The organism is Streptomyces coelicoflavus, from assembly GCF_003112555.1.
In the GTDB taxonomy this organism is placed as follows: Bacteria; Actinomycetota; Actinomycetes; order Streptomycetales; family Streptomycetaceae; genus Streptomyces; species Streptomyces coelicoflavus.
Genome location: NZ_BEWB01000002.1, coordinates 148,054 through 172,698, shown reverse-complemented (window position 1 = coordinate 172,698; position 24,645 = coordinate 148,054). Strand labels below are relative to the sequence as shown.

At 72.6% G+C, this 24,645-nt stretch carries 24 protein-coding genes, 1 tRNA gene and 1 pseudogene; 12 read left to right on the top strand and 14 right to left on the bottom strand.

Going from position 1 to position 24,645, the window contains the following annotated elements; all coding sequences use genetic code 11:
* Positions 1–112: 112 nt before the first annotated feature.
* Genes Sco07f_RS01060 through Sco07f_RS01045 form a run of 4 tightly spaced genes read left to right on the top strand, consistent with a single transcriptional unit; the run spans position 113 to position 5,169 of the window.
* On the top strand, positions 113–1,114 hold the full coding sequence (locus tag Sco07f_RS01060; RefSeq protein WP_108987056.1) for a phosphatase PAP2 family protein: 1,002 nt from the start codon (positions 113–115) through the stop codon (positions 1,112–1,114).
* Positions 1,011–2,207: a hypothetical protein gene (locus Sco07f_RS01055; RefSeq protein WP_256975147.1), complete on the top strand. Its 1,197-nt coding sequence runs from the start codon at positions 1,011–1,013 to the stop codon at positions 2,205–2,207. Before Sco07f_RS01060 ends, Sco07f_RS01055 begins: the two co-directional genes overlap by 104 nt.
* Positions 2,198–3,817 carry an amino acid adenylation domain-containing protein gene (locus tag Sco07f_RS01050; RefSeq protein WP_167467980.1) on the top strand — a complete coding sequence of 540 codons (1,620 nt, stop codon included), beginning with the start codon at positions 2,198–2,200 and terminating at the stop codon, positions 3,815–3,817. Before Sco07f_RS01055 ends, Sco07f_RS01050 begins: the two co-directional genes overlap by 10 nt.
* The gene (locus Sco07f_RS01045; protein ID WP_108986686.1) at positions 3,814–5,169 is read left to right on the top strand and encodes an AAA family ATPase; all 1,356 of its coding nucleotides are present in this window, start codon (positions 3,814–3,816) and stop codon (positions 5,167–5,169) included. The genes Sco07f_RS01050 and Sco07f_RS01045 overlap by 4 nt, the downstream gene beginning before the upstream one ends.
* Positions 5,170–5,211: 42 nt before the next feature.
* On the opposite strand, the gene Sco07f_RS01040 is transcribed toward Sco07f_RS01045, so the two are convergent.
* Positions 5,212–6,009: an SCO4651 family lipoprotein gene (locus Sco07f_RS01040; RefSeq protein ID WP_159106915.1), complete on the bottom strand. Its 798-nt coding sequence runs from the start codon at positions 6,007–6,009 to the stop codon at positions 5,212–5,214.
* Positions 6,010–6,071: 62 nt separating this feature from the next.
* Positions 6,072–7,097, bottom strand: coding sequence for a helix-turn-helix transcriptional regulator (locus tag Sco07f_RS01035; RefSeq protein WP_108986684.1), 1,026 nt, complete (start codon positions 7,095–7,097; stop codon positions 6,072–6,074).
* Between the two features lie 99 nt (positions 7,098–7,196).
* Here Sco07f_RS01035 and Sco07f_RS01030 point away from each other — a divergent pair, with 99 nt between their 5' ends.
* On the top strand, positions 7,197–7,562 hold the full coding sequence (locus tag Sco07f_RS01030; protein WP_108986683.1) for a VOC family protein: 366 nt from the start codon (positions 7,197–7,199) through the stop codon (positions 7,560–7,562).
* On the opposite strand, the pseudogene Sco07f_RS01025 reads toward Sco07f_RS01030, so the two are convergent.
* Positions 7,559–7,928: pseudogene (locus Sco07f_RS01025) on the bottom strand (VOC family protein). The gene Sco07f_RS01030 and the pseudogene Sco07f_RS01025 sit on opposite strands and share 4 nt — an antisense overlap.
* A gap of 170 nt (positions 7,929–8,098) precedes the next feature.
* Between Sco07f_RS01025 and Sco07f_RS01020 the strand changes: the two are divergent.
* Complete coding sequence (locus tag Sco07f_RS01020; RefSeq protein WP_108986682.1) at positions 8,099–8,665, top strand: dihydrofolate reductase family protein; 567 nt, start codon at positions 8,099–8,101, stop codon at positions 8,663–8,665.
* Positions 8,666–8,673: 8 nt separating this feature from the next.
* Here Sco07f_RS01020 and Sco07f_RS01015 read toward each other — a convergent pair whose 3' ends face one another.
* Complete coding sequence (locus Sco07f_RS01015) at positions 8,674–9,111, bottom strand: ATP-binding protein (protein WP_108986681.1); 438 nt, start codon at positions 9,109–9,111, stop codon at positions 8,674–8,676.
* A gap of 218 nt (positions 9,112–9,329) precedes the next feature.
* Here Sco07f_RS01015 and Sco07f_RS01010 point away from each other — a divergent pair, with 218 nt between their 5' ends.
* From Sco07f_RS01010 to Sco07f_RS00995, 4 genes are all read left to right on the top strand, one after another.
* Positions 9,330–10,181: a helix-turn-helix domain-containing protein gene (locus Sco07f_RS01010; RefSeq protein WP_108986680.1), complete on the top strand. Its 852-nt coding sequence runs from the start codon at positions 9,330–9,332 to the stop codon at positions 10,179–10,181.
* Between the two features lie 4 nt (positions 10,182–10,185).
* The gene (locus tag Sco07f_RS01005; protein ID WP_108986679.1) at positions 10,186–10,365 is read left to right on the top strand and encodes a DUF397 domain-containing protein; all 180 of its coding nucleotides are present in this window, start codon (positions 10,186–10,188) and stop codon (positions 10,363–10,365) included.
* 91 nt (positions 10,366–10,456) lie between these two features.
* Complete coding sequence (locus tag Sco07f_RS01000) at positions 10,457–10,918, top strand: pyridoxamine 5'-phosphate oxidase family protein (protein WP_108986678.1); 462 nt, start codon at positions 10,457–10,459, stop codon at positions 10,916–10,918.
* A 119-nt stretch (positions 10,919–11,037) separates the two neighbouring features.
* Positions 11,038–12,138: an LLM class flavin-dependent oxidoreductase gene (locus tag Sco07f_RS00995; RefSeq protein WP_007449970.1), complete on the top strand. Its 1,101-nt coding sequence runs from the start codon at positions 11,038–11,040 to the stop codon at positions 12,136–12,138.
* Here Sco07f_RS00995 and Sco07f_RS00990 read toward each other — a convergent pair.
* On the bottom strand, positions 12,114–14,099 hold the full coding sequence (locus Sco07f_RS00990; RefSeq protein ID WP_108986677.1) for a putative bifunctional diguanylate cyclase/phosphodiesterase: 1,986 nt from the start codon (positions 14,097–14,099) through the stop codon (positions 12,114–12,116). The genes Sco07f_RS00995 and Sco07f_RS00990 overlap by 25 nt on opposite strands.
* A 284-nt stretch (positions 14,100–14,383) precedes the next feature.
* Between Sco07f_RS00990 and Sco07f_RS00985 the strand changes: the two genes are divergently transcribed.
* A complete protein-coding gene (locus tag Sco07f_RS00985; protein WP_087790832.1) occupies positions 14,384–15,694 on the top strand; it encodes a M6 family metalloprotease domain-containing protein in 1,311 nt (436 codons plus the stop codon).
* 169 nt (positions 15,695–15,863) lie between these two features.
* On the opposite strand, the gene Sco07f_RS00980 is transcribed toward Sco07f_RS00985, so the two are convergent.
* The 9 genes from Sco07f_RS00980 to Sco07f_RS00940 all read right to left on the bottom strand — a co-directional run bounded on the left by Sco07f_RS00980 (position 15,864) and on the right by Sco07f_RS00940 (position 23,467).
* A tRNA-Lys gene (locus tag Sco07f_RS00980) sits at positions 15,864–15,937 on the bottom strand.
* On the bottom strand, positions 15,928–16,542 hold the full coding sequence (locus Sco07f_RS00975; protein WP_108986676.1) for a bifunctional DNA primase/polymerase: 615 nt from the start codon (positions 16,540–16,542) through the stop codon (positions 15,928–15,930). Before Sco07f_RS00975 ends, Sco07f_RS00980 begins: the two co-directional genes overlap by 10 nt.
* Positions 16,543–16,654: 112 nt before the next feature.
* Positions 16,655–17,002: a DUF8844 domain-containing protein gene (locus Sco07f_RS00970; RefSeq protein WP_007449898.1), complete on the bottom strand. Its 348-nt coding sequence runs from the start codon at positions 17,000–17,002 to the stop codon at positions 16,655–16,657.
* A gap of 151 nt (positions 17,003–17,153) precedes the next feature.
* A complete protein-coding gene (locus Sco07f_RS00965; protein ID WP_108986675.1) occupies positions 17,154–18,698 on the bottom strand; it encodes a pectate lyase family protein in 1,545 nt (514 codons plus the stop codon).
* A gap of 396 nt (positions 18,699–19,094) precedes the next feature.
* Entirely contained in the window at positions 19,095–19,907 is an 813-nt protein-coding gene (locus tag Sco07f_RS00960; RefSeq protein ID WP_108986674.1) for a hypothetical protein, read from the bottom strand.
* Positions 19,908–20,201: 294 nt separating this feature from the next.
* Positions 20,202–21,143, bottom strand: coding sequence for an LLM class flavin-dependent oxidoreductase (locus tag Sco07f_RS00955; RefSeq protein WP_108986673.1), 942 nt, complete (start codon positions 21,141–21,143; stop codon positions 20,202–20,204).
* 138 nt (positions 21,144–21,281) lie between these two features.
* On the bottom strand, positions 21,282–21,770 hold the full coding sequence (locus Sco07f_RS00950; protein ID WP_174855294.1) for a MarR family winged helix-turn-helix transcriptional regulator: 489 nt from the start codon (positions 21,768–21,770) through the stop codon (positions 21,282–21,284).
* A 66-nt stretch (positions 21,771–21,836) separates the two neighbouring features.
* The gene (locus Sco07f_RS00945) at positions 21,837–22,568 is read right to left on the bottom strand and encodes a maleate cis-trans isomerase family protein (protein WP_054100250.1); all 732 of its coding nucleotides are present in this window, start codon (positions 22,566–22,568) and stop codon (positions 21,837–21,839) included.
* Entirely contained in the window at positions 22,565–23,467 is a 903-nt protein-coding gene (locus Sco07f_RS00940) for a maleate cis-trans isomerase family protein (RefSeq protein ID WP_087790828.1), read from the bottom strand. The genes Sco07f_RS00945 and Sco07f_RS00940 overlap by 4 nt, the downstream gene beginning before the upstream one ends.
* Positions 23,468–23,654: 187 nt before the next feature.
* Between Sco07f_RS00940 and Sco07f_RS00935 the strand changes: the two genes are divergently transcribed.
* Complete coding sequence (locus Sco07f_RS00935; RefSeq protein ID WP_087790827.1) at positions 23,655–24,638, top strand: D-2-hydroxyacid dehydrogenase; 984 nt, start codon at positions 23,655–23,657, stop codon at positions 24,636–24,638.
* Positions 24,639–24,645 lie beyond the last annotated feature (7 nt).

The window sequence follows — 24,645 nt, the reverse complement described above, 5'->3', positions numbered from 1 at the left end:
AGGGCGCTTCGCGGAGCGAGCCCGGCGAGGCCGTAGAGTGGCTCGCCCGTGTCCGTCCGGGCGTACGAGTGAGCGAGAAGTGAGAAGCGTGAGAAGGGGGAGGGCGATCGGATTGCCGCACACCGAGACACCGGGCACCGAGGCGGCCCCGAACACTCGGCTGCGCTGGTGGACCGAGCTGCCGCTCATCGTCCTCGTGTACGCCTGTTACAGCGCCGGGCGCCTGCTCGTGCGGGGCGACGTCGCCGATGCCGTCGACCACGGCCTGGCCCTCCTGGACATCGAGAAGGCGCTCTTCCTCAACGCGGAGCACCCCCTCAACCGCCTGTTCACCAGCGAGCCCTGGATCGGCGTCCCGGCGGACTTCTGGTACGCGTCGCTGCACTACCTGGTCACCCCCGCGATCCTGGTGTGGCTCTTCCGCTCCCGCGCGGTGCGCTACCGCGCCGCCCGCACCTGGCTGATGACGTCCACGTTCATCGGCCTCATCGGCTTCACCCTCCTGCCCACCTGCCCGCCCCGGCTGCTGGACGCGAGCCACGGGTTCGTCGACACGATGGCCCAGTACAGCTCGTACGGCTGGTGGGGCGGCGCGGCGAGCGCGCCGCGCGGCATGGGCGGCATGACCAACCAGTACGCGGCGATGCCGAGCCTGCACGTGGGCTGGGCGCTGTGGTGCGGGGTGATGCTGTGGCGCCACGGCGGCACCCGCCTCGCGAAGGTCGCCGCCGTCGTCTACCCCCTGGGCACCACGATCGTGGTGATGGGCACCGCCAACCACTACTTCCTCGACGCGGTCGCCGGCGTGGCCGTGATGGGCGCGGGGCTGCTGCTGACGCCGTTCGTGCTGCGGACCGCGGAGCGGCTGCGGACCCGGCTCCCGGCCCGCTTCGCACCGGCCCCGACCGGCTCCGCGACCGACTCGGCGACCGCTGCCCCGACCGGCTCCGTCCCGGCCGCCGACGACGCGGGTTCCGCGAATGTCAGTGGTGGATGCCAGACTTCCGCGGGTGAGCGATTTCCACGGCAGCGCGAGCAGCGGTTCGGAGCGGGAGCCGAGCCGGACCCCGCCCCCTCGGACGCAGGGGACGAGACTCCGGCACCGGCTCGCTGAGCTGCGCGGTCCCGACGTACCGGCCAAGGCGCTGGACGCGCGCGCCCTGGCCGCCCTCGCCGCCAATCCGGGGTGCCGCCGACGGGCGATCCTCGACGGCGCCGGGGTGGACAAGGGCTCGCTGGCGAGCGCGCTGGGTTCCGCGTCCGTCTTCGGGCAGTCGCAGTTCGCCTTCACCCGGGGCAACGCCTTCGAGGCCAGGGTCAAGGCGGACGGCGGCGCCGAGCTGCTGCGGCTCGTGCACGACGGACTGGACCGGGGCGCCGAACCGCCCGCCGAGGCCACGGTGCACCTGCCCGACCTGTCCGCGACCGGCCCCGAGGGGCGTGCGGCGCGGACGTCGCTGGCGCTGCGCGAGGCCACCGGCGCGGCCGGCGCGTGGACGCTGCTCGACCATCCGATGCTCGCCCTCGAGGTCGCCGGTTCGCCCGCCTTCCTGGAGCCGGACGCCGTGGTGGTGCATCCGGACGGCAGCTGGACGGTCGTGGAGATCAAGTCCTTCCCCATGCTGGACGGCTCCGCCGACCCTGCGAAGGTGGGCGCCGCGGCGCGGCAGGCCGCGGTGTACGTGCTGGCCCTGGAGCGGGTCGCCGCCCGCCTCGACCCGGCCCCGCGCGTGCGCCACCGCGTCCTGCTGGTCTGCCCCAAGGACTTCTCCAACCTGCCCACCGCGTCCGCCGTCGACGTGCGCAAGCAGCGCGCCGTCACCGGCCGCCAGCTGGCCCGGCTGACCCGTGTCGAGGAGATCGCCGACGCGCTCCCGGAGGGCGTCTGCTTCTCCCCCGAGCAGTCGGCCGAGGAGCTCGCGGCGGCGGTGGAGGCGGTTCCGGCGACGTACGCGCCCGAGTGCCTGTCCGCGTGCGAGCTGGCCTTCCACTGCCGCGCCCGGTCCCGCGAGGCCGGCGCCGTGACCTGCCTGGGCCGTCCGGTGCGGGCGGAGCTGGGCGGTCTCTCCACGGTCGAGGACGTCCTGGCCGCGGCCCGCGGGGAGGCCGGGGACCCGGACGACCCGGCGGTGGCCGCGCTGCGCAGGGCGGCCGGGCTGCGCGCGGAGGCACTCGCGGCGGCAGGCGGGGTGACCGGGTGTCACTGATCACCACGCTCGCCCGGCTGGAGGCCGTGCACACCGGCCGGGCCCAGCCCGCCGCCACCGTCCGGCACCGGCACCTGTCCGACCGTCCCCTGGTCTTCGTACCGCTGACCACGGCCGGTGAGGCCGGGGCGCCGCTCGGTGCGCTGGTCGGCACCGACCGGGACGCGCCGCACCTGCTGGCCGTGCCGCAGCCCCGCGACCGCGACCTGCGCTTCGCGTTCCTGGCCGAGCTGGCGGACATCGTGCTGCCGTACGTCGAGGCGTACGCGGAGAGCGTCGAGGCCGCCGAGCGCACCGAGACCGACCCGGAGACGGGCAAGCGGGTCAAGGTCGAGGTCGACCTGTGCGCGGACGCCGCCCAGCTGGTCGTGCCGAGCCGCGCGGGCGTCGACTTCGTACGGCTGCTCGGCCGGTCCATGCGCTTTCGGCGTACGGCGGAGCAGGACCCGGAGACCCCGCACCCCGCACCGCCCCGGGTGCCGCTGCTCGGCCGGTGGCTGACCCACTACGGCGAGCGGGCCCGCGTCCCCGGCTCCTCGCTCCTCCTGGCCGTGACCGACCTGCTGGGCCGGCACTGGGCGACCGGGCAGTCCACGCTGGAGGACCAGCACCTGGGGGCCCTGCTCGCGTGGATCGCACCGGACGGCGCGGAGGGCGCGACCGGCGCGGAGGCCGCCCGCCGGGCCGAGCTGGCCCGCGACGGCGACGGTCAGCTGCTGTGCCCGCCCGCGGGCCCGGCCACCGATCCGGCCTTCGACAACAAGCTGCTCGCCCCCGCCATCGAGCGCTACGACCGCGCCCGCACCGCGCTGGCCGCCGCCGAGGACGGTCTGGAGGCCGACGAGCGGCTCGGCGCGCTCACGGCCGCCGAGCGGGAGATCCGCGCCCTGGTCGAGAGCCGTACCCGGCCCACCTGGGACGCGGTGTGGCGGGGCCTGGACCTGCTGCGCGAGCTGCCCGAGGGGGCGCACGCCGAGGAGCGCTGGACCCGCGATCGCTGGTCGTTCACCTCCCACCGCGACCGCGTCCTGGCGGGCGAGCCTCCGCAGCCGCGCCGCGACGACGCGGTGACGGCGGCGAACAAGCTGGCCACGCGCGAGCGCGAGCAGGCCCGTCTGGAGGCCCAGGAGGCGCTGGACGATCCGCTGGTGATGGCCGGGCGGCGGCTGGCCGGGGAGGCGTTCGCGGGCGAGGTCGTGGACGTGGTGATGGCGTACAGCGAGAGCAAGCGGCCCAGTCCGCGCCCGCTGGTCACGGTCCGCACGGACGACCGCCCGTACCTGGGCGAGCGGGTGAAGGTGTACCGCTCGCTGGGCGGCAAGCCCCAGACGGCCGAGTTCGTCGGCGCCGCGTCGTCGGACGACGCCCCGGAGGACGGCACTCTGGTCCTGCGGATCACGGACAGGATGGGCCGCGGCAAGGAGCCGGAGGCGGGTTCGGTGCCGGAGAAGGGCGACCTGGTCTGCTTCACCCTCTTCGAGCACGAGCCGCGGGGCGGCGCGAAGCTCCCCGACCCGGAGCAGACCCCGTGGACGCACGGCGGCCCGCCCGGTGAGGCGGCCTCGGTGCCGGAGGCCGCCGACGCCCAGACCGAGGAGGACGTGCTGTGACCGCCGAGACCCTCGCCGCACCCGCCGCCTTCGACCCGGGCGCGGAGGCGGCCCGCGCCACCGCGGCGATCCTCCACGACACCCTGCACGGCACCGAGCGCGGCGTGGTCGTCGACTCCCCGCCCGGCGCCGGGAAGTCCACGCTGGTGGTGCGGGCGGCCCTGGAGCTGGCCGCCGCGGGCCGCCCCCTGATGGTGGTGGCGCAGACCAATGCCCAGGTGGACGACCTGGTGCTGCGTCTGGCCGAGAAGAACCCGGACCTCCCGGTGGGCCGCCTGCACAGCAGTGACGCCGACCCGTACGACAAGGCGCTCGACGGGCTGGAGAACGTCCGCAAGTCGGCGAAAGCCGCCGACCTCGCCGGGCTGTCCGTCGTCCTGTCGACGGCGGCGAAGTGGGCGCACGTCAAGGTGGACGAGCCGTGGCGGCACGCGATCGTCGACGAGGCGTACCAGATGCGCTCGGACTCCCTGCTCGCGGTCGCCGGGCTCTTCGAGCGGGCGCTGTTCGTGGGCGACCCCGGTCAGCTGGACCCGTTCGCGACGGTGGGCAGCGAGCAGTGGGCGGGCCTGGCCTACGACCCGTCGTCCTCGGCCGTGACCACCCTCCTCGCCCACAATCCGGGCCTGCCCCAGCACCGCCTCCCGGTCTCCTGGCGGCTCCCGGCGTCGGCGTCCCGCCTGGTCTCCGACGCCTTCTACCCGTACACGCCGTTCCGCAGCGGCACGGACCACGGCGACCGGAGTCTGGCCTTCTCGGTGCCGTCGGACGGCTCGGGCCCCGACCGGGTGATCGACGAGGCGGCCGCCGCGGGCTGGGGCCTGCTGGAGCTGCCCGCCCGGCACACCCCGCGCACCGACCCGGAGGCGGTGCGGGCGGTGGCGGCGGTGGTCCGGCGTCTCCTCGACCGCGAAGGCCGGGCGACCTCCGAGCGCTCGCCCGACCCCGCACCCCTGACCGCCGACCGCGTCGCCGTCGGCACCGCGCACCGCGACCAGGCGGCGGCGGTCCGTGCCGCACTGGCCGGCCTGGGCGTGCACGACGTGACCGTGGACACGGCCAACCGCCTCCAGGGCCGCGAGTACGACGTCACGGTCGTGCTGCACCCGCTCTCCGGCCGCCCCGACGCCACCGCCTTCCACCTGGAGACCGGCCGCCTGTGCGTCCTCACCTCCCGGCACCGGCACGCGTGCATCGTGGTCTGCCGGGAGGGCGTGGGCGACCTGCTGGACGACTACCCGTCCACGGAGCCGGTCCAGTTGGGGACGCTCGTGAAGTTCCCGGACGGGTGGGAGGCCAACCACGCGGTGCTGGCGCATCTCGCGGAGCACCGGGTGGCCTGGCGGCCCTGACCGGTGCGCCGGGGCAGCCGCCGAGCCCTGACGGCCGCCGTCTCAGCCCATCAGGATGCCGGTGACCTCGGTGGCCATGACGGTCTCCTCGGCCGCCGGAACCGTCACCCGGACCGGCTCGCCCAGGTCCGACAGCACCGTGGTCACCGTCACCCCGGCGCCGGCCAGGTTGAACTCCATGCGGGTCCGCACGAGCCGGCCGCGGCCGTCGACCCACGCGTCGGCGAACACGGGGATGTCGGAGCCCAGGAGGTCGCGGGTGTCGTCCACCTTTTCCCGCACGTCCTTCGCCATCCGCAGGGTGAGGGTGTCGTGGTCGAGCATGCCGCGGTAGTGCACGGCCCGTACGCCGTCGACGGTCTCCTCACCCTCGCGACGCACCTGGCGCATCTCGGAGATCTGCCGGAGCGCGTGCTCGGGGTCGTTGACCGGGGCCCGGAGCACGTAGTGGGCCTCCGCCGCGTCCCGGGACACGAGTCCCCACATGTCCTCGCCGACCCCGTTGAGGCCGCTGACGTAGACGTGTCCGTCGGAGAAGACCTCGTCCACGTGGCTGATGCCGCCGCCCGGAAGGTCGACCGCCACGTTCCCGCGATCGCGGGCGAAGTCGAAGTCGCCGGAGACGGTCATCGGGTACTCCTCGCCGTCGCCCTCCAGCACGATCTCCTGGTGGAAACGGGCCGTCCCCCTGCCGAGTTCGGTGACGGCCGCCCGTACCGCGGAGCCGTGCTCGACGGCGGGCGAGGCCGCGGCTGGCTTGCCGTCGTCCCCGCCCCCGCGTCCGGAGCAGCCGACGCACAGCAGCACGGCGGCAGCGGTCAGACACAACAGACGACGCACGATGTCCCTCTCCGACGGATGACCGAGCACGGAACCAGGACACCGCCTCGCATACGATGATCTTACGGTCTCGAAGCCCCGCGCCCCTGGCCCGCGTCCTGGACCGGTCTCCCGGCATCGAGGCCGGAAGCGTGCGCACGGGCGATCCCGACCGCGAGCCGCTCCACCAGCCGCCGGGCGGCCTCCGGTGCAACGACCTCGATGTGCTCGCCGAACTGGAGCAACTGCCGTACGCCGTCGACCTGGTCGTACGCCACGGTGATCTCGACCCGCCCGTCGTCCCCCTGGTCGCTCGCCGCCCTGAGCCGGGCGCCCAGGATCCGGCGGGCGATGTCGAGGCTGGCGGCGTCGACACGCGCCGTGACCGTCACGTGCTCCCTGCGCTCCAACGCGTCACCCAACTCGCGTGCCGTACCGGCGAGGTCGGCACCGTCCCGTAGCCGACGCCCGTCGTCGAGCACGGCCCACCGCTGGAGCCGGGCGAGCGCGAACAGGCGGGGCTCGCCGTCCCGGTCGGCCACGAGATACCAACGCCCGCCCCGCTGCACGAGCCCGTAGGGATCGACCACCAACTCCCGCGCGGACGCGGCCCCGCTCCTCCGGTAGACGATCCGCAGCCGCCTCCCCGTACGCACGTCCCGCACCAGCCCCGCGACGTCGGGCAGGGGTACGTCGTCCTCGAACCAGGGCCGGTTGTCGATCGCGATCACGTCCGTCAGCGCGAGCGGCAGCTCGTCCCGGGCGGGCGGCGGCTGCCTGCACGACGTGAGCTTGCGCAGCGCCGAGCGGGCGGCCGCCTCACCGCCGAGCTGACGGGCCCGTTCGAGGTCGAGCCCGACCGCCCGCAGCAGGTCCGCCTCCCCGGTCGTCAGCTTCGACAGGTCGGCCTGGTCACCGGGCAGCAGGCTGATGCCGCCGTACTTGCCCCGCTCGGTGAAGACGGGAATCCCTGCGTCGACGAGCGCCCGCACATCGCGCAGGACGGTCCGCGTGGACACCCCCAGCTCTTCGGCCAGCGCCTCGGCGGTGGTCCGGGGCCGCGCCTGGAGGGCCGCGAGAAGCTCGATCAACCGCTGCGGCCGACTCATGCGACAGCTCCCTCACCGGAACACGACAGGTTCTGTCATGTTCTCAGGCGAGGCTGGCACCAGCGGCCGAACGGCCCGCCCGGAAGGAGCCCACACCCCATGCCCGCACCCAACCTCTTCCTCGTCTACGTCACCGACGTCGAGCGCGCGACCGCCTTCTACTCCGACCTGTTCGACATTAAGCCGGTGGTGACGACACCGCGTTACGTCCCCTTCGAGGTCGCCCCCGGGGTCCTCTTCGCCCTGTGGAGCGGCCGCGCGGACGCGGTCACGCCCCGCACCCCGCGCACCTCGGAGGTCGGCCTCATGGTCCCGGGCCCGGCGTCGGCCGTCGACGCGCTCCACACCGAATGGGTCGCCAAGGGCGTCACCGTGGTCGAGGAGCCCCACGACGAGCCCTTCGGCCGCACCTTCACGATCACGGACCCGGACGGCAACCTGATCCGGGTCTCGCCGGTCGACTAAGCGCCGTCACGGATCGGGTGGGTGAGGTTGATCGGGTTGCCGTCGGGGTCGCTGACGTGGGACGCGCTGTCCCCACGGCATGTCCTTGGGGCCGCCGCTGACCGAGCCGCCCAGCGTCTCCACCCGGCCGAGCGTCTCGTCGACGTCGTCGACACCGATGCTGAGCAGGATCCGCGGCGCCTCTCCGGCGCCCGGGTCCTTCTTCGCCACCAGCCCGAGGTCGGTGTCGCCGATGCGCAGGCCGAGGTAGAAGGCCGGGCCTTGGGCCGGCACCCGGAAGATCTCCTCGGCGCCGAACAACTCCGAGTAGAAGTCGAGCAGAACGTCCAGGTCGGCGGTCAGGATCACTGGCTGGATGGTGGACATGGCACTCCTGTCGAGAACGGTCGAGTAGTAGGACAGACCGCTCGAGGACGGAGAACTCATCGAGACAGCCCTGCACCGCTTCACCCGGGCGCCGCACGATCGACACCTGCTGCGGCACCCACCCGGTGGCCGTACTGTCGGACTCGAACGGCTACCGAGGAGGCCTTCCGATGCGCAGGGTGACCTATTCGATGAACGTGTCCCTCGACGGCTTCATCGTCGACCCGACCGGCGCCATCGACTGGTCGGACCCGGACCCGGAGGTCTTCCGCCACTTCACCGACGAACTGCGGCGGACCGGCGTCCACCTGCTGGGCCGGCGTCTGTACGAGACGATGCTGTACTGGGAGACCGCCGATCGGGACGAGTCACTCGACGCCGCGGAGCTGGAGTGGGCCGCACTGTGGAAGGCGCTCCCGAAGGTGGTGTTCTCCAGGACGCTGACGACGGTCCAGGGCACCAACACCCGCCTGGCCTCCGGCACCCCGGCGGAGGAGATCCAGCGCTTGCGGGCCGAGCCCGGCGGGGGAGACATCGCCATCGGCGGCGCGACCCTCGCCGCCGACGCCGCCGCGTCCGACCTGATCGACGAGTACCGGGCCATGGTCCACCCGGTACTGGTCGGCGGCGGCACCGCGTACTTCCCCCGGCACGGGCGCCGGGTGAAGCTCGAACTCGTCGAGTCCCGCACCTTCGGCTCACGCGTCGTCCATCTCCGCCACCGCGTGGTCCACTGACCGACGCGTCACGCCGTCCGTCTCCCGGCGGCCGGCACCGCCCCCAGCTCGCACCACACGTACTTCCCCCGGTTCCCCTCCCGCGCGAGCGGCTGCCACCCCCACACGTCCGCACAGGCCCGCACCAACGCCAGCCCCCGCCCGTCCTCCCGCTCCACGGCCCGGTCGAACGGCTGCGGCGGCTCCGGGGGTGAGGGATCCGCGTCCCAGGCACCGAGCCGGAGTACTCCCGCAGCCCCGGACCAGCGCACCCGTAGCGCGGCGGGCCCCTTGGTGTGCCGTACGGCGTTGGAAACCAGCTCCGTGGCGAGCAGTTCGGCGAGGTCGACCATGCGGATCAGTCCGTGCATGGTCAGGATCAGACGCAGGGTCCGGCGGCAGACGGTGACGGCTCTGGGGTCGTTCGGGATGTAGAGGGAGTACTCCCACGGATCGCTTTCGGGCATGCCGGTTCCCTTCGGGGATGGGGCGGGTGGTCGCGGTGCCGGTGTCCATGCCGCGCTGCCATGACAGGGCAAAGCGGTGCGCTTCCGACGCCACGACGTCGCAATGAGTGCGACTCTTGTCACCGAAGGTAGGGCATAGATTTATGACGCAGCAAGCGGATCGCGTAATCTTGCCTCGAACGAGCCGCGTGCGAACGGCCGTTGAACAAGGAGGAGACGTGCCGCCCAGACGCACCCGAACGGCTCGCCAGGAGCGCCTGGGAGCCGAGCTGCGAAAGATGAGGGAAGCCGCCGGCCTCAAGGCGACTGAGGCGGCGAGCCTCCTCGGCGTGAACTCCGTCCAGATCAGTCAGATCGAGTCCGGCATCGCGGGCGTAAGTGAGGAGCGCCTGCGCCGCCTTGCCGCTCACTACGCGTGCGCGGACGAGAATCTGATCGCGGCACTGGTGACGATGGCCACCGGCCGCCCACACGGTTGGTGGGAGGAGTATCGGGGGTCACTCCCCCACGCCTTCCTGGATCTTTCCGAGTTGGAGCATCACGCATCGCTGCGGTGGGACGTGGACTTCCTGCACGTACCGGGACTTCTCCAGACCGCGGACTACGCTCGCGCCCTCTTCTCCTACGTCAATCCTCAGTTCTCGGGCGAGGAGATCCAGCGCTGGGTGGAGCACCGTATGAGACGCAGGGTCATTCTCGAGCGCCCGCAGCCGACTCCGTACGAGGCCGTCATCCATGAAGCGGCCTTGCGCATTAAGGTGGTCGACAAGGCTGGCATGAGGGCTCAGCTCTCGAACATCTTGAGTCTCTCCGAATCCGACCACGTGACCGTACGCGTCGTCCCATTCGCCGTGAGCGGTTTCGCAGGCGCCGGTAGCGCGATGGTGTACGCGGGCGGACCCGTCCCCCAACTGGACACGGTCGTCCGGGACGCCCCTCACGGCACCGTCTTCGTCGACGCCGAAGCGCAACTGAGCCACTTCCGAACGTTGTTCCGCAGGGTGGAGGAAGTAGCCTTCGAGCCCGAATGTTCCCGTGAGTTCATTCACCGGCTGACGAAGGAGCTGTGACCCGATGACGCGCGGCCCATGGAAGAAGTCCTCCTACTCCGGCGGCGGCGAAGGCAACGCCTGCGTGGAGGTCGCCCTCGACCACCCCCACATAGCCGTCCGCGACTCCAAGGTCCCCGCCCGAGCCGTGCTCACCTTCCCCGCCCCCGCCTTCGCCGCCTTCCTCGCCGCCCTCCGTAGCTGAGGCACGCGGGCCGGGGAGCGGGGCTTACGCACCTCGGCCTAGGACCCGCGCCCGATGCGCGTCGCGCGCGCGATGCCTAGGGTCGGCGTCCATGCAGGCAACGGAGATCACGCGCCGCACTGCGGCGGAGCGCAGGCGCGACGTCCTGGAACGGCTGGGCAGGGAGCGCGACGTGTGGGTGTCGACGGCCCACCCCGACCACGGGCCGCACCAGGTGCCCCTGTGGTTCCTGTGGGACGGGCGGGCCGTGTGGATGTGCACCGGCGCCTCCTCCGCGACCGCGCGCAACATACGCGAGGAGCCGCGCGTACGGCTGTCACTGCCGGACACCTTCGACGTGGTGTTGCTGCAAGGAGAGGTGGAGGCGTATCCCGCGAGCGAGGTGCCCGACGAGGCCGCGGACGCATTCGCGGGCAAGTTCGGCTGGGACCCGCGGACGGAGCAGGGTGCATTCGTCTACCTGCGCGTCGAGCCGACGACGGTGCGGGCCTGGCGCGGAGAGCGGGAGCTTCGCGGCCGCGTCGTCGTGCGCGAGGGGGTGTGGCCGGCGTAGCGCCACCGGGCCGACGCGACCCGCCGGGGAATAACCGGAGACCCCCTCCTGTTACGTCGCGAAGCGACCCGCGTACGAACCGCGTGTACGACCACGTCAAGCACAGGAGGCACCCGACCATGCCCGCAGACGCCGCAGAGGAGATCCGGGGCACCGCCCACGGCACCGCTCCCGTCCCCCTCTCCGTACTGGACCTGGTGACCGTGGGGGCCGGTCGCACCGCCTCCGACGCGCTGCGGACCAGCGTGGACATCGTGCGGCTCGCCGAGGGCCGCGGATTCGAGCGGTACTGGGTCGCCGAGCACCACTCCATGCCCGGCGTCGCCTCCTCCTCCCCCGCGGTGATCCTCGCCCACCTCGCGGCCCACACCGACCGCATCCGGCTCGGCTCCGGCGGCGTCATGCTGCCCAACCACGCGCCGCTCGTCATCGCGGAGCAGTTCGGGACGCTGGAGGCCATGGCGCCGGGGCGGGTCGACCTCGGGCTCGGCCGCGCCCCGGGTACCGACGGGGCCACCGCCGCCGCCCTGCGCCGCAGCGACCGGCTGAACGAGGGCGCCGACGACTTCCCGCAGCAGCTCGCCGAGCTGATCCGGTTCCTGGACGACGACTTCCCGGACGGGCACCCGTACGGCCGCATCCACGCCGTGCCGGGACCGGTGCAGGCCACCTCGCCCGGCGGTGTGCAGTCGGCGCACCGGCCGCCGGTGTGGCTGCTCGGCTCCTCCGGGTTCAGCGCGCGGCTGGCCGGCACCCTCGGGCTGCCGTTCGCCTTCGCGCACCACTTCTCTGCGCAGAACACGGTCCCGGCGCTCGACCTGTACCGCGAGTCCTTCCGGCCGTCCGCCGTGCTGGACGCCCCGTACGCCCTCATCGGCGTCGCCGCGCTCGCGACCGACGACGAGAAGGAGGCGCGGCGGCAGGTGCTGGCGGCCGCGCTGAACATGGTCCGGCTGCGCACCGGGCGCCCGGGGCTGGTGCCGACGCCGGAGGAGGCCGAGGCGTACGACTTCAGCCCGATGGAGGAGGACTTCGTACGGTCCTGGAACGCCAACGTCGTCCACGGCACCGCCGACGAGGTCCGCGCCGGCCTCGACGACCTCCAGAAGCGCACCGGCGCCGACGAACTGATGCTCACCGCCAACGCCCACGGCGGCGACGTACGGCTGCGCTCCTACGAGCTGATCGCCGACGCCTACGGGTTGCCGACGCCGGCCTGAACCCCCGCCGGGCCGGCCCCGGCCGAGCCCAGCAGCGCGGAGATGCGGTCCGGTGCCACCGGCCGGGAGTAGAGCCAGCCCTGGCCGGTGTCGCAGCCGATGCGGCGCAGGCGGGTCGCCTGGTCGGAGGTCTCCACGCACTCGGCGGTGACGGTCAGGCCGAGGCGGTGGGCGAGCTGGACCATCGCCTCGACGATGACCTCGTCGGCCGGGTTGGCGACCCCGGTACCGGCGGCCCCGGCACGGGCGACCTCGGCGCCGGCGACCTGTGAAGCACCGGCGCCGGGAGCCGCGGCGTCGGACACGGCCTCGGACACGGCGTCGGGCACCGCTTCGGGCACGGCCTCGTACTGGAAGCCCCGTACGAACGCGCCGTCCAGCTTCAGCACCGAGACCGGCAGCCGGCTGAGGTAGGCCAGGTTCGAGTAGCCGGTGCCGAAGTCGTCGATGGCGATGCGGACGCCCATGTCGCTGAGCGCCTGGAGGACCTGGAGCGGTCGCCCGGCCGAGCCCATCACCGCCGACTCCGTCAGTTCCAGCTGGAGGAGACGGGGCGCCAGGCCCGTCTCCTCCAGGGTGTGGGCGACGTCCGCGACCAGGTCGGAGTCCCAGACCTGGCGGACGGCCACGTTGACGCTGACGAAGATCGGCGGCTCTTCGGGGTGCGCCAGCTGCCAGCGGCGTGCCTGGTGGCAGGCGGTGCGCAGGATCCAGCGGCCGAGGGGAACGATCGATCCATCCTCCTCCGCCAGTGCGATGAACCGATTCGGCGCCAGTACGCCGAACTGAGGATGATTCCAGCGGATGAGCGCCTCGACGCCCCGCACCCGGCCGTCCTCCATGCCGACCAGTGGCTGGTACTCGAGGGCGAACTCGCCGCGTTCGATGGCGGGGCGGAGGGTGGCGGCCAGCGCCTGGCGGGTCATGCGGCTGGCGTTGCGCTCGGGGTCGAACAGGGTCCAGCGGGCCCGGCCGTCGGCCTTGGCCCAGTACAGGGTGGTGTCGGCGGCCTGCATCAGGGCGGTGGGGGTGGTGCCGGCGGTGTGCCGTTCGACGACGCCGACCGAGGCGGTGACCGACAGGCGCCGGTCGGAGAGTTCGAACGGCGGCTGGAGGGCCGCCAAGACCGCTCCGGCCAGGTCGGCGAGCTGGTCGGTGCCGGTGGAGTCCTCCACCAGGAGGGCGAACTCGTCGCCGCCGAGCCGGGCCACCAGGGGCGCGCCGGACCGGGCGTGGGCGGCCTCTTCCGCGCACCTGGTCAGCCGTTCGGCGACGGCGGCGAGCAGCCGGTCGCCGACGCGGTGGCCGTGGGTGTCGTTGACGGCCTTGAAGCCGTCCAGGTCCAGGTAGCACACGCCGATCCGGCCGGTGCCGCCGTGCTCGTGGGGCTCCGCCTCCAGCGCGGCCGTCAGGCGTTCGAAGAACAGGGCGCGGTTGGGCAGCCGGGTGACCGGGTCGTGCATCTGGAGGTGGCGCAGCCGGGCCTGGAGTTCGCGCCGGGCGCTGACGTCGGCGACGGAGAGCAGCAGGCCCTCGCAGTCGCCGTCCCCGGGCTCCCCGGAGCCGGCCAGTGGTTCGACCGTCACCTGCGCCCACAGGGAGTGCCCGTCGGCCCGCTTGAGCCGTCTGGTGCAGCGCAGCCGGGGACGGTGGCCGCGCAGCACCTCCCGGTAGGCGTGCCAGGTGCCGGCGTCGGAGGCGAGGTCGACGAGGTCGGCCGCCACGCCGCCGGCCAGCGCGGCCGGGTCGGTGCCGAGGAGGGTGCCCAGGGAGTCGTTGGCGCTCACGACCAGGCCCTCGGCGTCGACGACGGCCATGGCGAGCGGGGCGGTGGTGAACACCGACCGGTAGGCCGGGGGCCCCGTACGCCCGGTACCGGGAGCCAGACCTTCGTCACGTTCTGTGATGACCGACGGGCCGAGGTCTGTCGCGGGCGCCGGCCCTTCGGAGGTTCCGTTCACCGCTCGCTCCCGCAGTGCCTCGATCTCTGTTCGTGCTCTGTTCGTGCAGGAAAGTGTGCCGATCATAGAGGCTGACACCGGGCCCTTCCAGCCGCCGTTCCGCGCTGCGGACCGGTCCACCCCTCCGGCAGATCGTTTCTGCTCACACCTGGACGGGTCCGTCACCCCTCCGACCAGTTGTGACGTTCCGTGAGTGTCTTCGGGACGTCGCCCAGGAGAACTCGCGCGAAGACCCGGCCGGCTCACCCATCCGGTGCAGGCGAACAGGTCGTAATACGACAATCATGCACAAGCTGGGTGCGGTGTCCCGTCAACCGCGTCCGGAGGTCCATGTGCCGCGCCCGTTCCCCCGGACCAGGCTGCGCAGCACCGCCGCGGTGTGCACCACGATGTCGGCGCTCGCCGCGACCTCCCTGATCAGCGCGCCCTCGGTCGCCGAGCCCTTCTCCCCGGAGCCCTGCGCGCTCCAGCGCACCGACGTACACCACTCGGAGGGCCTGGACACCTGGAACGCGGCCTACCCCCGGCCGGCCCGGGCGCTGGACGCGGTGATGGTGTTCCTGTCCTTCCCCGACTCCCAGCCGCTGACGGCACCGGCCGAACTCGCCGCCGACCACTTCCCGGCCACCGGCGACTTCTTCCGGCGCGCCTCCTACGGCGCCTTCACGCTCCGCGCGCACCCGCTGCGGGACTGGATCCGGATGCCGAGCCCGTCGACGTCGTACGCCATACGGCGCGACTGGGGTCCCGAGCACCGGGCCGCCTACCTGCGCGACGCGCTGGCCGCGGCCGACCGGCACGTCGACTTCTCGCGGTACGACGTCGTCTACTTCGTCGCGGACCCGGACGCGCCCGGCGTGGACTCCGACGCCACGAAGGTCGTCAACCTGGACACCCCGATGCGGGCCGACGGCACCGACATCCGGCGGGTCGTCACGGTCTTCGAGAACCATCCGCCGGACCGGCTGGTCCTGGCCCACGAGACGGGGCACGTCTTCGACCTGCCGGACCTGTACCACCGGCCGGTGGACGGCGAGGGCGACTGGGACACGCACGTCGGCGACTGGGACCTGATGGGCAGCCAGTTCGGGCTCGCCCCCGACCTGTTCGGCTGGCACAAGTGGAAGCTGGGCTGGTTGCAGCCCCGGCAGGTGGTCTGCGTACGGGGCGGCGAGCCGGCCCGGCTGACGATGGAGCCGCTGGGGGCGGGCCCGGGTGTGGTGGTGACCGGCGCCGCCGGAGCGCCGGCCTTCGGCCTGGGGCGGGGTACGAAGCTGGCGGTGGTGCGCACGGGGGCGGGCAGCGCGCTCGCCTTCGAGGTGCGCACGCCGGTCGGCAGCGACGCCTCCGCCTGCCGCGCGGGGGTGCTGGTGTACCGGGTGCGCAGCGGGGCGCAGTCGGGCGGCGGGCCGATCGAGGTGGTCGACGCCCATCCGGGCACCGAGGCCTGCTGGGCCGACTCGGTCTACCCCCCGCTCGCCGACGCGCCGGTGGGCCTGGGCGAGAGCTTCACGGTCCCGGGCGACGGCGTGCGGGTCGAGGTCGAGGACCGCACGGAGTCGGGCGCCTGGACCGTACAGATCACCCCCGGCTGACCTACTCGTCCCCGGCCCACCCACACGCCTGGGCGAGCCCACCACCCCCGGCCCACCGAGCGGGGGGTGTGGGTGGCGAAGCCCCCACAACGCGCGGCGAAGCCGCGCAAAAACAACGATGGCGAGGTGGGTTCGCGCTTTCCGCGAACACGCCTCGCCATCGCCAACGTGCGCCGCCAGGGACTCGAACCCCGGACCCGCTGATTAAGAGTCAGCTGCTCTAACCAACTGAGCTAGCGGCGCCTGCTGACGTCGTAGACCTTAGCACCCTGGTCGGCGGGAGGAAAAATCGAAATCCGCACCGCCGCGCGGGCCGCCCGCACCGCCGCCCAGAGCAGGATCTCCGGGCCGGGCAGCCAGGGCCGGCGGATGTCCGGGGCCACCAGCCAGCGGGACCCGGAGCGCGCCGGCGCACCCGCCGGAGCGGCGGAACCCGCGGGGGCCGGGACGGTCACCGTGTCCCCGACGCCGTGGCACAGCAGCGGCGGCACCGCGCCCGTACGGCCGTCCGCCCGGCCGCGGGCGCCCCACTCCTCCCAGTCGAGCAGCGAGGGCAGGCGCTGGGCGGTGCCCGGCGCGGCGAACAGCAGCATCCGGCCGCGGAACTCCGCCACCGGGCCGGACCCCGGGCCGTCCTCCCACAGCCGGTCGAGCATCCGGCGACCGAAGATCGCGGGAGCGCTCACCACGTCGAAGGCGGAGCCGCAGGGCAGGACGACCGGGGCCGCGGGCCGCTCCTCCCAGAGCGCGAGCGTGTCGCGCGGGTACGCGACCGCCGACGCCAGCCAGGCGGCGCCGTCCGCGGTGACGTCCGAGACGTGGGGCGTGACGTTGCGTGTGCTGCTCATACCGCAAATATCTACCGTGCGTGAGGGCGAAGCTCCGCCGGGTTACGGGAAACGGGGACACGACGGCCGGGAAGGGAGTATCTTGCCCAGCCCCCTGTCATATGCGTCCCGGTTACTCGGCCGGTTCGCCGCGCATCAGGTCGCGCCCGAACTCCACCATCTTCTTGGCGTAGTCCTCGGTCCACTCGGCCCGTTCGGCGATGTCCGCGGTCGTCAGGCGGTCGAACCGCCGGGGATCGGCCAACTGTGCCGCCGCGATCGCCTGGAACTCCATCGCCCGGTCCGCCGCCGCACGGAACGCGTGGGTCAGCTCGGTGGCCCGCTCCAGCAGGGCCCGGGGGTCGTCGACCGACTCGAGGTCGAAGAAGTGCTCCGGGTCGGCGGCCGCCTCCGCCGGCTCGAAAAGCAGGGGCGCGGGGCGTAGCCGCGGTTCGTGCCGACGCGGCGTGGGCTCCGCCATGTCTTCTCCTCCTCGTGCGTGACGACGGCCCGTCCCCGGGTGCGGGGGTCACTCCGGTGGAGTGGGCCACCGTCCATTGTCCCGCGCCCGCGCAAGAGGGCGGGGTGTGTCCGGCACCGCGATCCGGACACACCCCGCCCGCCCGGCCGTGTCAGCCGGCGTACGTCTCGAACTCGGCGACCTTCGGGGTGCCCGAGGCGCCGGTGATCTCGAAGGTGATCTTCTCCAGCGAGACCGGGGAGAAGGCGATCACGCCCGCGCCGCTGCCGGAGGCCAGGACGGCACCGGTGTCGTGGTTGAGGACGCGGTACGAGCCGACGGTGCCCTCGGAGCCCGCCGCCTCCCGGATGTTGATCTTGGCGACGGTCCGGGCGGAGGACCACTTGACGGAGACGGAGCCGGTCGTACCGGCCGGGGACCAGTACGTGCCGAGGTCACCGTCGCGGACGTTGCCGTAGCTGGTGCCGCTCGCCTTGGACGAGCCGTCGGAGCCGGCCCCGATGCTGAGGTTGGTCCCGCTCGGCGGATCGGTCGGGTCCGGGTCGGTCGGGTCCGGATCCGTGGGGTCGGTCGGGTCCGGGCTCTGCGGTGTGCAGCTGCCGTCCGACACCTTCAGGCCCTTGTTCGCGCCCGCCGTACCGCTCACGACGGACGGCACGCAGGAGGCGTCGTCGAGGGTGTAGGAGTACGGGATGGACACCGTGGTGTTGGACTGCGGGTCGGGGCCGGCCGGGTTGTTGTCGCCGCCGGGCTCGGACCAGGTCACGTTGTCGAAGATGTTGCCGCCGACCTGCCAGGAGCCGGCCTCGTCGGTGTAGAAGGTGCCGAGGACGTCCTTGGAGTCCTCGAAGTAGTTGTTGTCGACCTTGGCCTTGGCGCCCGCCCGGGAGTTGATCCCGGACTTGTTCAGGCTCACGTAGTGGTTGTTGTACATGTGGGCGACGCCGCCGCGCAGGAGGGGCGCGCGGGAGTCGATGTTCTCGTACAGGTTGTGGTGGAAGGTGACGTAGCCGTTGGAGCGGTCGCTCTCGCTGGAGCCGATGAGCCCGCCGCGGCCGGAGTTGCGCAGGACGCTGTAGGACAGGGTGACGTACTGGGTGTTGTCCTTCATGTCGAAGAGGCCGTCGTAGCCCTCCGACTCGCCGCCCGAGGCCTCCAGGGTGGAGTGGTCGACCCAGACGTTGCGGACGTCGCTCTCCATGCCGATGGCGTCGCCGCCGTTGGAGGTGGGCGAACCGGACTTCTTGACGTTCCGGACGGTCACGTTCTGGATGATGATGTTGCTGGACTCCCTGATGTGGATGCCCAGTTGGTCGAAGACGGCACCGCCGCCGACCCCGACGATGGTGATGTTGCTGACCTGCTTCAGCTCGATTTTGTCGGCGGCGGTGTTGCAGCTGTCGCCCGACACCTTGCTGGTGTTGCCGTGGTTGATGGTGCCCTCGACCTCGATGACGATCGGGGTGCTGCTGTCGGCGCGGCCGCACAGGGCCTGGTGGATCGCCGTGCCGGTGGTGGCGCGCACGGTCTGCCCGCCCGCGCCGCCGGTCGTGCCGCCGTTCTGGGTCGCGTAGCCGGTGGCGCCGCCGGCCGCCGCCGACGCCGTCTCGGGCATCGTCAGCACCACACCGGCCGCGGCCGCGAGGGCCAGCGTGCCCAGTGCCGCTTGGAGTCGCAGCGCGACTGGTCGTCTCATCCTCGGTCTCCCCATTCGCCTTCACATGCCGGAACGGAAGCCATGGCGTGATCATGTCAAACACGCCGTGGCGGAAAGCGCTTTCTCGGCGTGAGAATAGGGGTAGGCCCGGGAGCTGACAAGGCCTCAGGCAAGACATCGCGCATTCACACTATGGGTCATCGTCCTCGTACATGAACGAGCGCGGCTCGATGTGCACCCCACCCGGGGCTGCGGTACGATCATCGTGCCTGATCACGGAGGTCAACCTCCCACGGCAGGCAGTGCGTTGGTGGTCCAAGGAAAGACGCCCCACTTCCCGTGGGGAAATGCAGGTGCAAGGCCTGCCCAGCGCTCGACGAGAACCCCGGTCCCGCTCAAGCGGACCGGGGTTCTTCCGTGCCGGCCGGGCCCGGATCATCGGGCGAGCTTGGCCTCCTGCGCGTCGATGACGGCGGTCGGCTGCTCGTACGCCTCACCGCGGCTGATCGCCGCGATGTTGAAGGAGGAGAACCCGGCGAGCGTGGTGCCCGTCCGGAAGACGACGACCTTGGTCTCGACGGGGTCCTCGTCCGTCTTCGTGCCCACCGTCCAGGCGACGGCGTCCTCACCGGCCGTGAGCTTCTCCCCGGTGACCTTGGTGACCTGCTGCTTCTCCCCGTCGATCGTCATGGCGAAGCCCTTCGCGCACTTCTCGCCCGCCGTCCGCAGCGTGCCGAGGGCCTGGTCGGCGCCGTCGGCGCCGTAGGACCAGAGGGAGGTCATCGTCTTCGTGATGTCGAGGGAGTCGATGGTCGCCTCCTTCGCCTCCTCCTCCGTCATCTCCGCGAGTTCCTCCATCGAGGGCATCCCCTTCTTGGACGCCGCGGACTCCTGGACGACGAGTCGCTGGGCGCTCGCCGCCGGGTCGCCCGCCGGGAGAGCCGAGAGCACGCGGGCGACGGGCTCGCACTCCGCCCGGTCGACGGTGAGGGAAGCGGGATCGAAGACGTCGTCCTTCCCGGGCTCCTGCACCTTGTGGTCCTTGAGGTCGGCCGTGGCCACGATCCGCTTCTCCAGTTCGGCGGCGGTCAGCGCCTTCGCCGCCGGCTTCGCGGCCGCGTCGCCCTTGGGCTTGCCGTCCCCGCCGTTTCCGCCGTCCTGGTCACCTCCGCCGCAGGCGGCGACCGCCAGGGTGAGGGCGACCGCGGAAGCGGTCAGGACGGTACGGCGTACGCCGGTGGCGCGCATGGTCGTTCTCCTTGTGCTCAAGCGCCCCGCGCCGAGATGCAGCGCGGGGTCGACAAGATCAAGACGAACGAAACCCGCCCGGGGTTGTACGCGACCGCGCCGTGCCACCGACGTGCACCCTGGCCGGCCCTGCGGTACGATCATCGTGCCTGATCACGGGGCCAACCCCCCGCGGCGGGCGATGCGTTGGTGGTCCAAGGAAAGACGCCCCACTTCCCGTGGGGAAATGCAGGTGCAAGGCCTGCCCAGCGCTCGACGAGAACCCCGGTCCCGCTCACGCGGACCGGGGTTCTTCTACTTCTGCTCCCCGCCCCGACCACGTTCCTTCGCGACGGCCGCGCGCACGGCCGGGGCGATGTCGCCCGCCCAGCGGCCGAGGGAGACGAGGTCCTGGGTTCCGCCGTCGGCGGAGAAGAGCGTGAAGCCCGAGGCGTCGTGCTCCAGGACGGCGCCGGTCAGCTCCTCCACCCACTGCTCGACCGACCCGCCGGTCCAGCGCCCGTCCTGGTCGCGAGGGGCGGGCAGCGGCCGGTCGGTGATGCGCCCGGTGAAGTTGAAGACGGTGCGGACCTCGGCGGGATCGCGGCCGACGGACGCCGCCGCTTCGTCGATGACCGGTCGTGAGGTCCGGTAGCGCTCGCTGAGCCAGTCCGCCGCGTGGCCCGGAATCCATCCGTCGGCCACCCGGCCGGTGACTGCCAGGGACTTGCGGCCGACCGACCCGGTCCACACCGGCGGCGCGGCCACCGGGGACGGCTCGATGTCCCGCACCCGGTAGTGACGGCCCTGGTGGGTGACCGGGGGGCCACCGCCCGCCAGCTTCTTGACCAGGACGATCGCCTCCTCGAAGGCCTCGACGGCCTCGGCCGGTGACAGCCGAGGCACGCCCATGTCGGAGATCCGGTCCCACAGCCCGCCCGCTCCCATGCCCAGCACGACGCGTCCGCCGGCCAGGGCCGACAGGGAGGTGACCGTCCGCGCCAGCATGGGGGCGGGCCGGGTCGGCACGTTGGTGACGTTGGCGAACCCGGCGATGTTCCGGGTGCCGCCGAGGAGGAAGCCGAGTGCGGCGTAGGCGTCCAGGCGGTCGCCGAAGAAGGGGTGGTCCGACAGGGAGAAGGTGTCGAGTCCGTCCCGGTCGGCCTGCTGGACCATGCGCAGCAGCTCCGGCGCTTGGCCGACGCCGCTGTGCGCGCCGAACCCGAAAAGGACCTTTTGCTCGGGAACCGGAGACATGGTTCTTCCTTCTGCTCGACCGGTGAAGGTACGGAAACGGAACAGCACGGCAGGTTAGTTCGCACCACGAACACTATTAGTTCGTACTACGAACTGCAACTCCGGTCGATCCGGCAGACGGGAAGCGGGTACCCGGCCCTATCCTCCGCGCGGCGTCCTCGGCCCGTTCGAGGCGTCCGCCTCGACGAAGACCACGGGCACCTTGTTGTCCCGCACGATCCGGCCCAGCAGGTGCGCGAGCATGTCCCGGTCCGCCGGGTCCAGGGCGGCCGGCAGATCCTCGATCCGCCGGCACGTCTCGGCGTAGAACTCTCCCGCGAGCTCGTCCCCCCGCTCGGTGAGCGCGACCCGCACGGCACGGGTGTCCCGGGGGTCCGGCTCCCGCCGGACCAGGCCGTTGCGCTCCGTGCGGTCCACGAGACCGGTGAGGCTCGACTTGGCCAGCCGCAGCGTGGCCCCCAGCTCCCCCATGCCGCAGGGCCGCGCCATCAGGACGCACAGCAACTGCCCCTGCTGAGGCGTCACTCCGAACTCCCGGCCGGACTCGGCGTACACGGCGTTCACCAGGAACGCGGACCGCACCAGCGCGGCGACCACGCCGATACCGCCGTCATCATGCTTGACCACCCGGCCAGCCTAGCAGCGCAAAGAGCCGGTAATTCGCACAGCGAACTACGCCGTTCCCCTCCCTTCTCAGACCTGCACCAACGGCTCCCGGGTGAACAGTGCGCCCAGCTCCGGCGCGTTGACGCGGCGGTCGGCCAGGCGCAGGCCCTCCCAGACGGTGACCTGGTTGGCGGTGAGGACCGGCTTGCCCAGTTCCTTCTCCAGGGCCGGGATGTGGGCCACCGTGCGCAGGGCCGTGTCCGGCAGGAACACCGCCTCGGCGTCCGGGCGGTCGGCGGCGCGGGCCAGCGCCAGCACCTCGTCCTCCGTCCAGGTGCCGACCTCCGCGGCGGTGATGATGCCGGAGCTGACGACGTCGGACACCCCGATGCCGGCTGCGCCGAGGAAGTCCGCGAAGAGCCGCGCCACGTCGTCCGGGTAGGTCGCGCCGATCGAGACCCGCCGCGCCCCGATCTCCTTCGCCGCGTGCACGAAGGCGAACGAGGTGGAGGAGGCCGGCAGACCCGCCGCCCGGGCCAGGGCGCGCACCTGTTCGTGCGCGCCGTCCCAGCCGTGCACGAAGCTGCCGCTGGTGCAGGCCCACACCACGGCGTCGGCACCGGCCAGCCGCAGCTCGGCCACGCCCGCCTCGAGGCGTCGCGGCGAGCCCATCTCGAGCAGCGCGTCCACCCGGTGGGCGTCCTCGCCGATGTCCGTGTGCACCAGGTCCACCCGGATGTCGCTGCCCAGGAGCTGCTCGATGCGTGGGTAGTCGTCCTCGCCGGAGTGGCCCGGGTACAGGAATCCCAGTGCTGTCATGTCCACCCTTCCTGCTGCTGTTCGGTGTCCGGGACGTCACCGACGCCCGGCAGGTCCGCCGCCGCGGGTCCGACCGGACCCGCCACCGCGGGGTCGACGGGACCGGCGGGTCCCACCACCGTGGGACCCGCGGCGGCCGTCGCGGCGGGGCCGATGCGGGCGGCCGGATCGGTCAGCGCCTGGTACGGCCCCACCGCAGGGGTACCCAGTCGGCGCAGTGCCGCCCACATCGTCACTTGGTTGGCCGAGATCACGGGGATCCGCAGCTCGGCCTCCAGCTGCGGGATGACGTCGTAGGTGGGGAGGTTGGTGCAGGAGATGAACAGGGCGTCCGCCGCCCCCGGCGTGGGCACGGCCTGGCGGGCCATGTCGGCCACGTCGCGGTACGGGACCTTCCAGATGTGCCGGGTCAGCCCCATGAAGGCGCAGCCGGAGATGGTGACGCCCGCCTCGGCGACGTACGCCTCCAGCGCCCGGGTCACGGACACGGTGTACGGCGTCACCAGCGCGACCCGGCGTACGCCCAGCTCGGTCAGCGCGTCCAGCAGTGCGCCGGAGGTGGTGACGGACGGGACGGCGCCCGCCCAGGTCATCGCCTCGCACATGGCGCGTTCCCCGGCGATGCCGCCGACGAAGCTGCCCGAGGTGCAGGCGTAGGCGACGACCTGCGGCGCGATGGCGTTGAGGGTGCGGACCGCCTCGCCGAGGGTCTCGTGCTCGCTGACCATCCGGGCGAGGTCCAGACTGACCTCGACGGGTACGAAGGGGGTCCGTGTCATGTGCAGTGACACGTCGTCGGGCACCCACCGCCACAGCTCGCGATCGAGTGCGAAGTCGAACGGGGCGACCACGCCGACCCCGCGTTGCGGAGCTGGTCCGCCGAGAAAGGAGATGTCCATGGCACGCACCGGCCTCACACTGAGGAAGGGGAGGGCAACGCACCGTTACGCACGGCCGTGTTGACGAAGGTAGGTTCCGGTGCGAGCGTGGTCAATCCACTCGCATCACCTCCAGGTCAACAGCTGGTTGAGTCCCCCGTCAACTCCTGAACCGCCCCGCTTCCGCCGACCGGAGACAGGCCCGCCGATGACCACGTCCGCGCCCTCACCCACGCCCGCGTCCGGGCCCGCGCCCACACTCCTCGTCCTGGACGCCGAGCCGCTCCCCCGTCTGGGCCGGCTGACCGGCCGGGTCCGCGTCGAGCACGCCGACGCGGCGACGCTGGCCGAGCGGCTGCCGCACGCCGACGTCCTGCTGGTGTGGGACTTCACCTCGCACGCGGTGCGCGAGGCGTGGCCGGGCGGCGGGCCGCGTCCGCGCTGGGTGCACACGGCGAGCGCCGGGGTGGACCACCTGATGTGCCCGGAGCTGGCCGGGTCGGACACGGTCGTGACCAACGCGCGCGGTGTCTTCGACCAGCCGATCGCCGAGTACGTCGCCGCGCTCGTGCTGGCGATGGCGAAGGACCTGCCGGCCACGCTGCGGCTCCAGGGCGAGCGGACCTGGCTCCACCGCGAGTCGATGCGGGTGGCCGGAACACGCGCCTGTGTGGTGGGCTCCGGCCCGATCGGCCGGGCGATCGCGAGCACGCTGGAGGCGCTCGGCGTCACCACCGCGCTGGTCGGCCGCACCGCGCGCCCCGGCGTGCACGGCACCGGGGAACTGGACCGGCTGCTGGCCGGGGCCGACTGGGTGGTGGCCGCGGCGCCGCTGACCGACGACACGCGCGGCATGTTCGACGCCCGGCGGTTCGGGCTCATGCGGCCCTCCGCGCGGTTCGTGAACATCGGGCGGGGCCCCCTGGTCGTCGAGGAAGACCTGGTCGAGGCGCTGACCGCGCGCCGGATCGCGGGCGCCGCGCTGGACGTGCTGAACCACGAGCCGCCGGCCCCGGACAGTGCGCTGTGGGAGGTGCCGGGGCTGATCGTCTCGCCGCACATGAGCGGGGACACGATCGGCTGGCGGGACGAACTGGGCGCCCAGTTCGTGGAGTTGTTCGAGAGCTGGATGGCGGGCGGACCGCTGGCCAACGTGGTCGACAAGAAGCGTGGATACGTGCCCGGACACTGACGTCGCC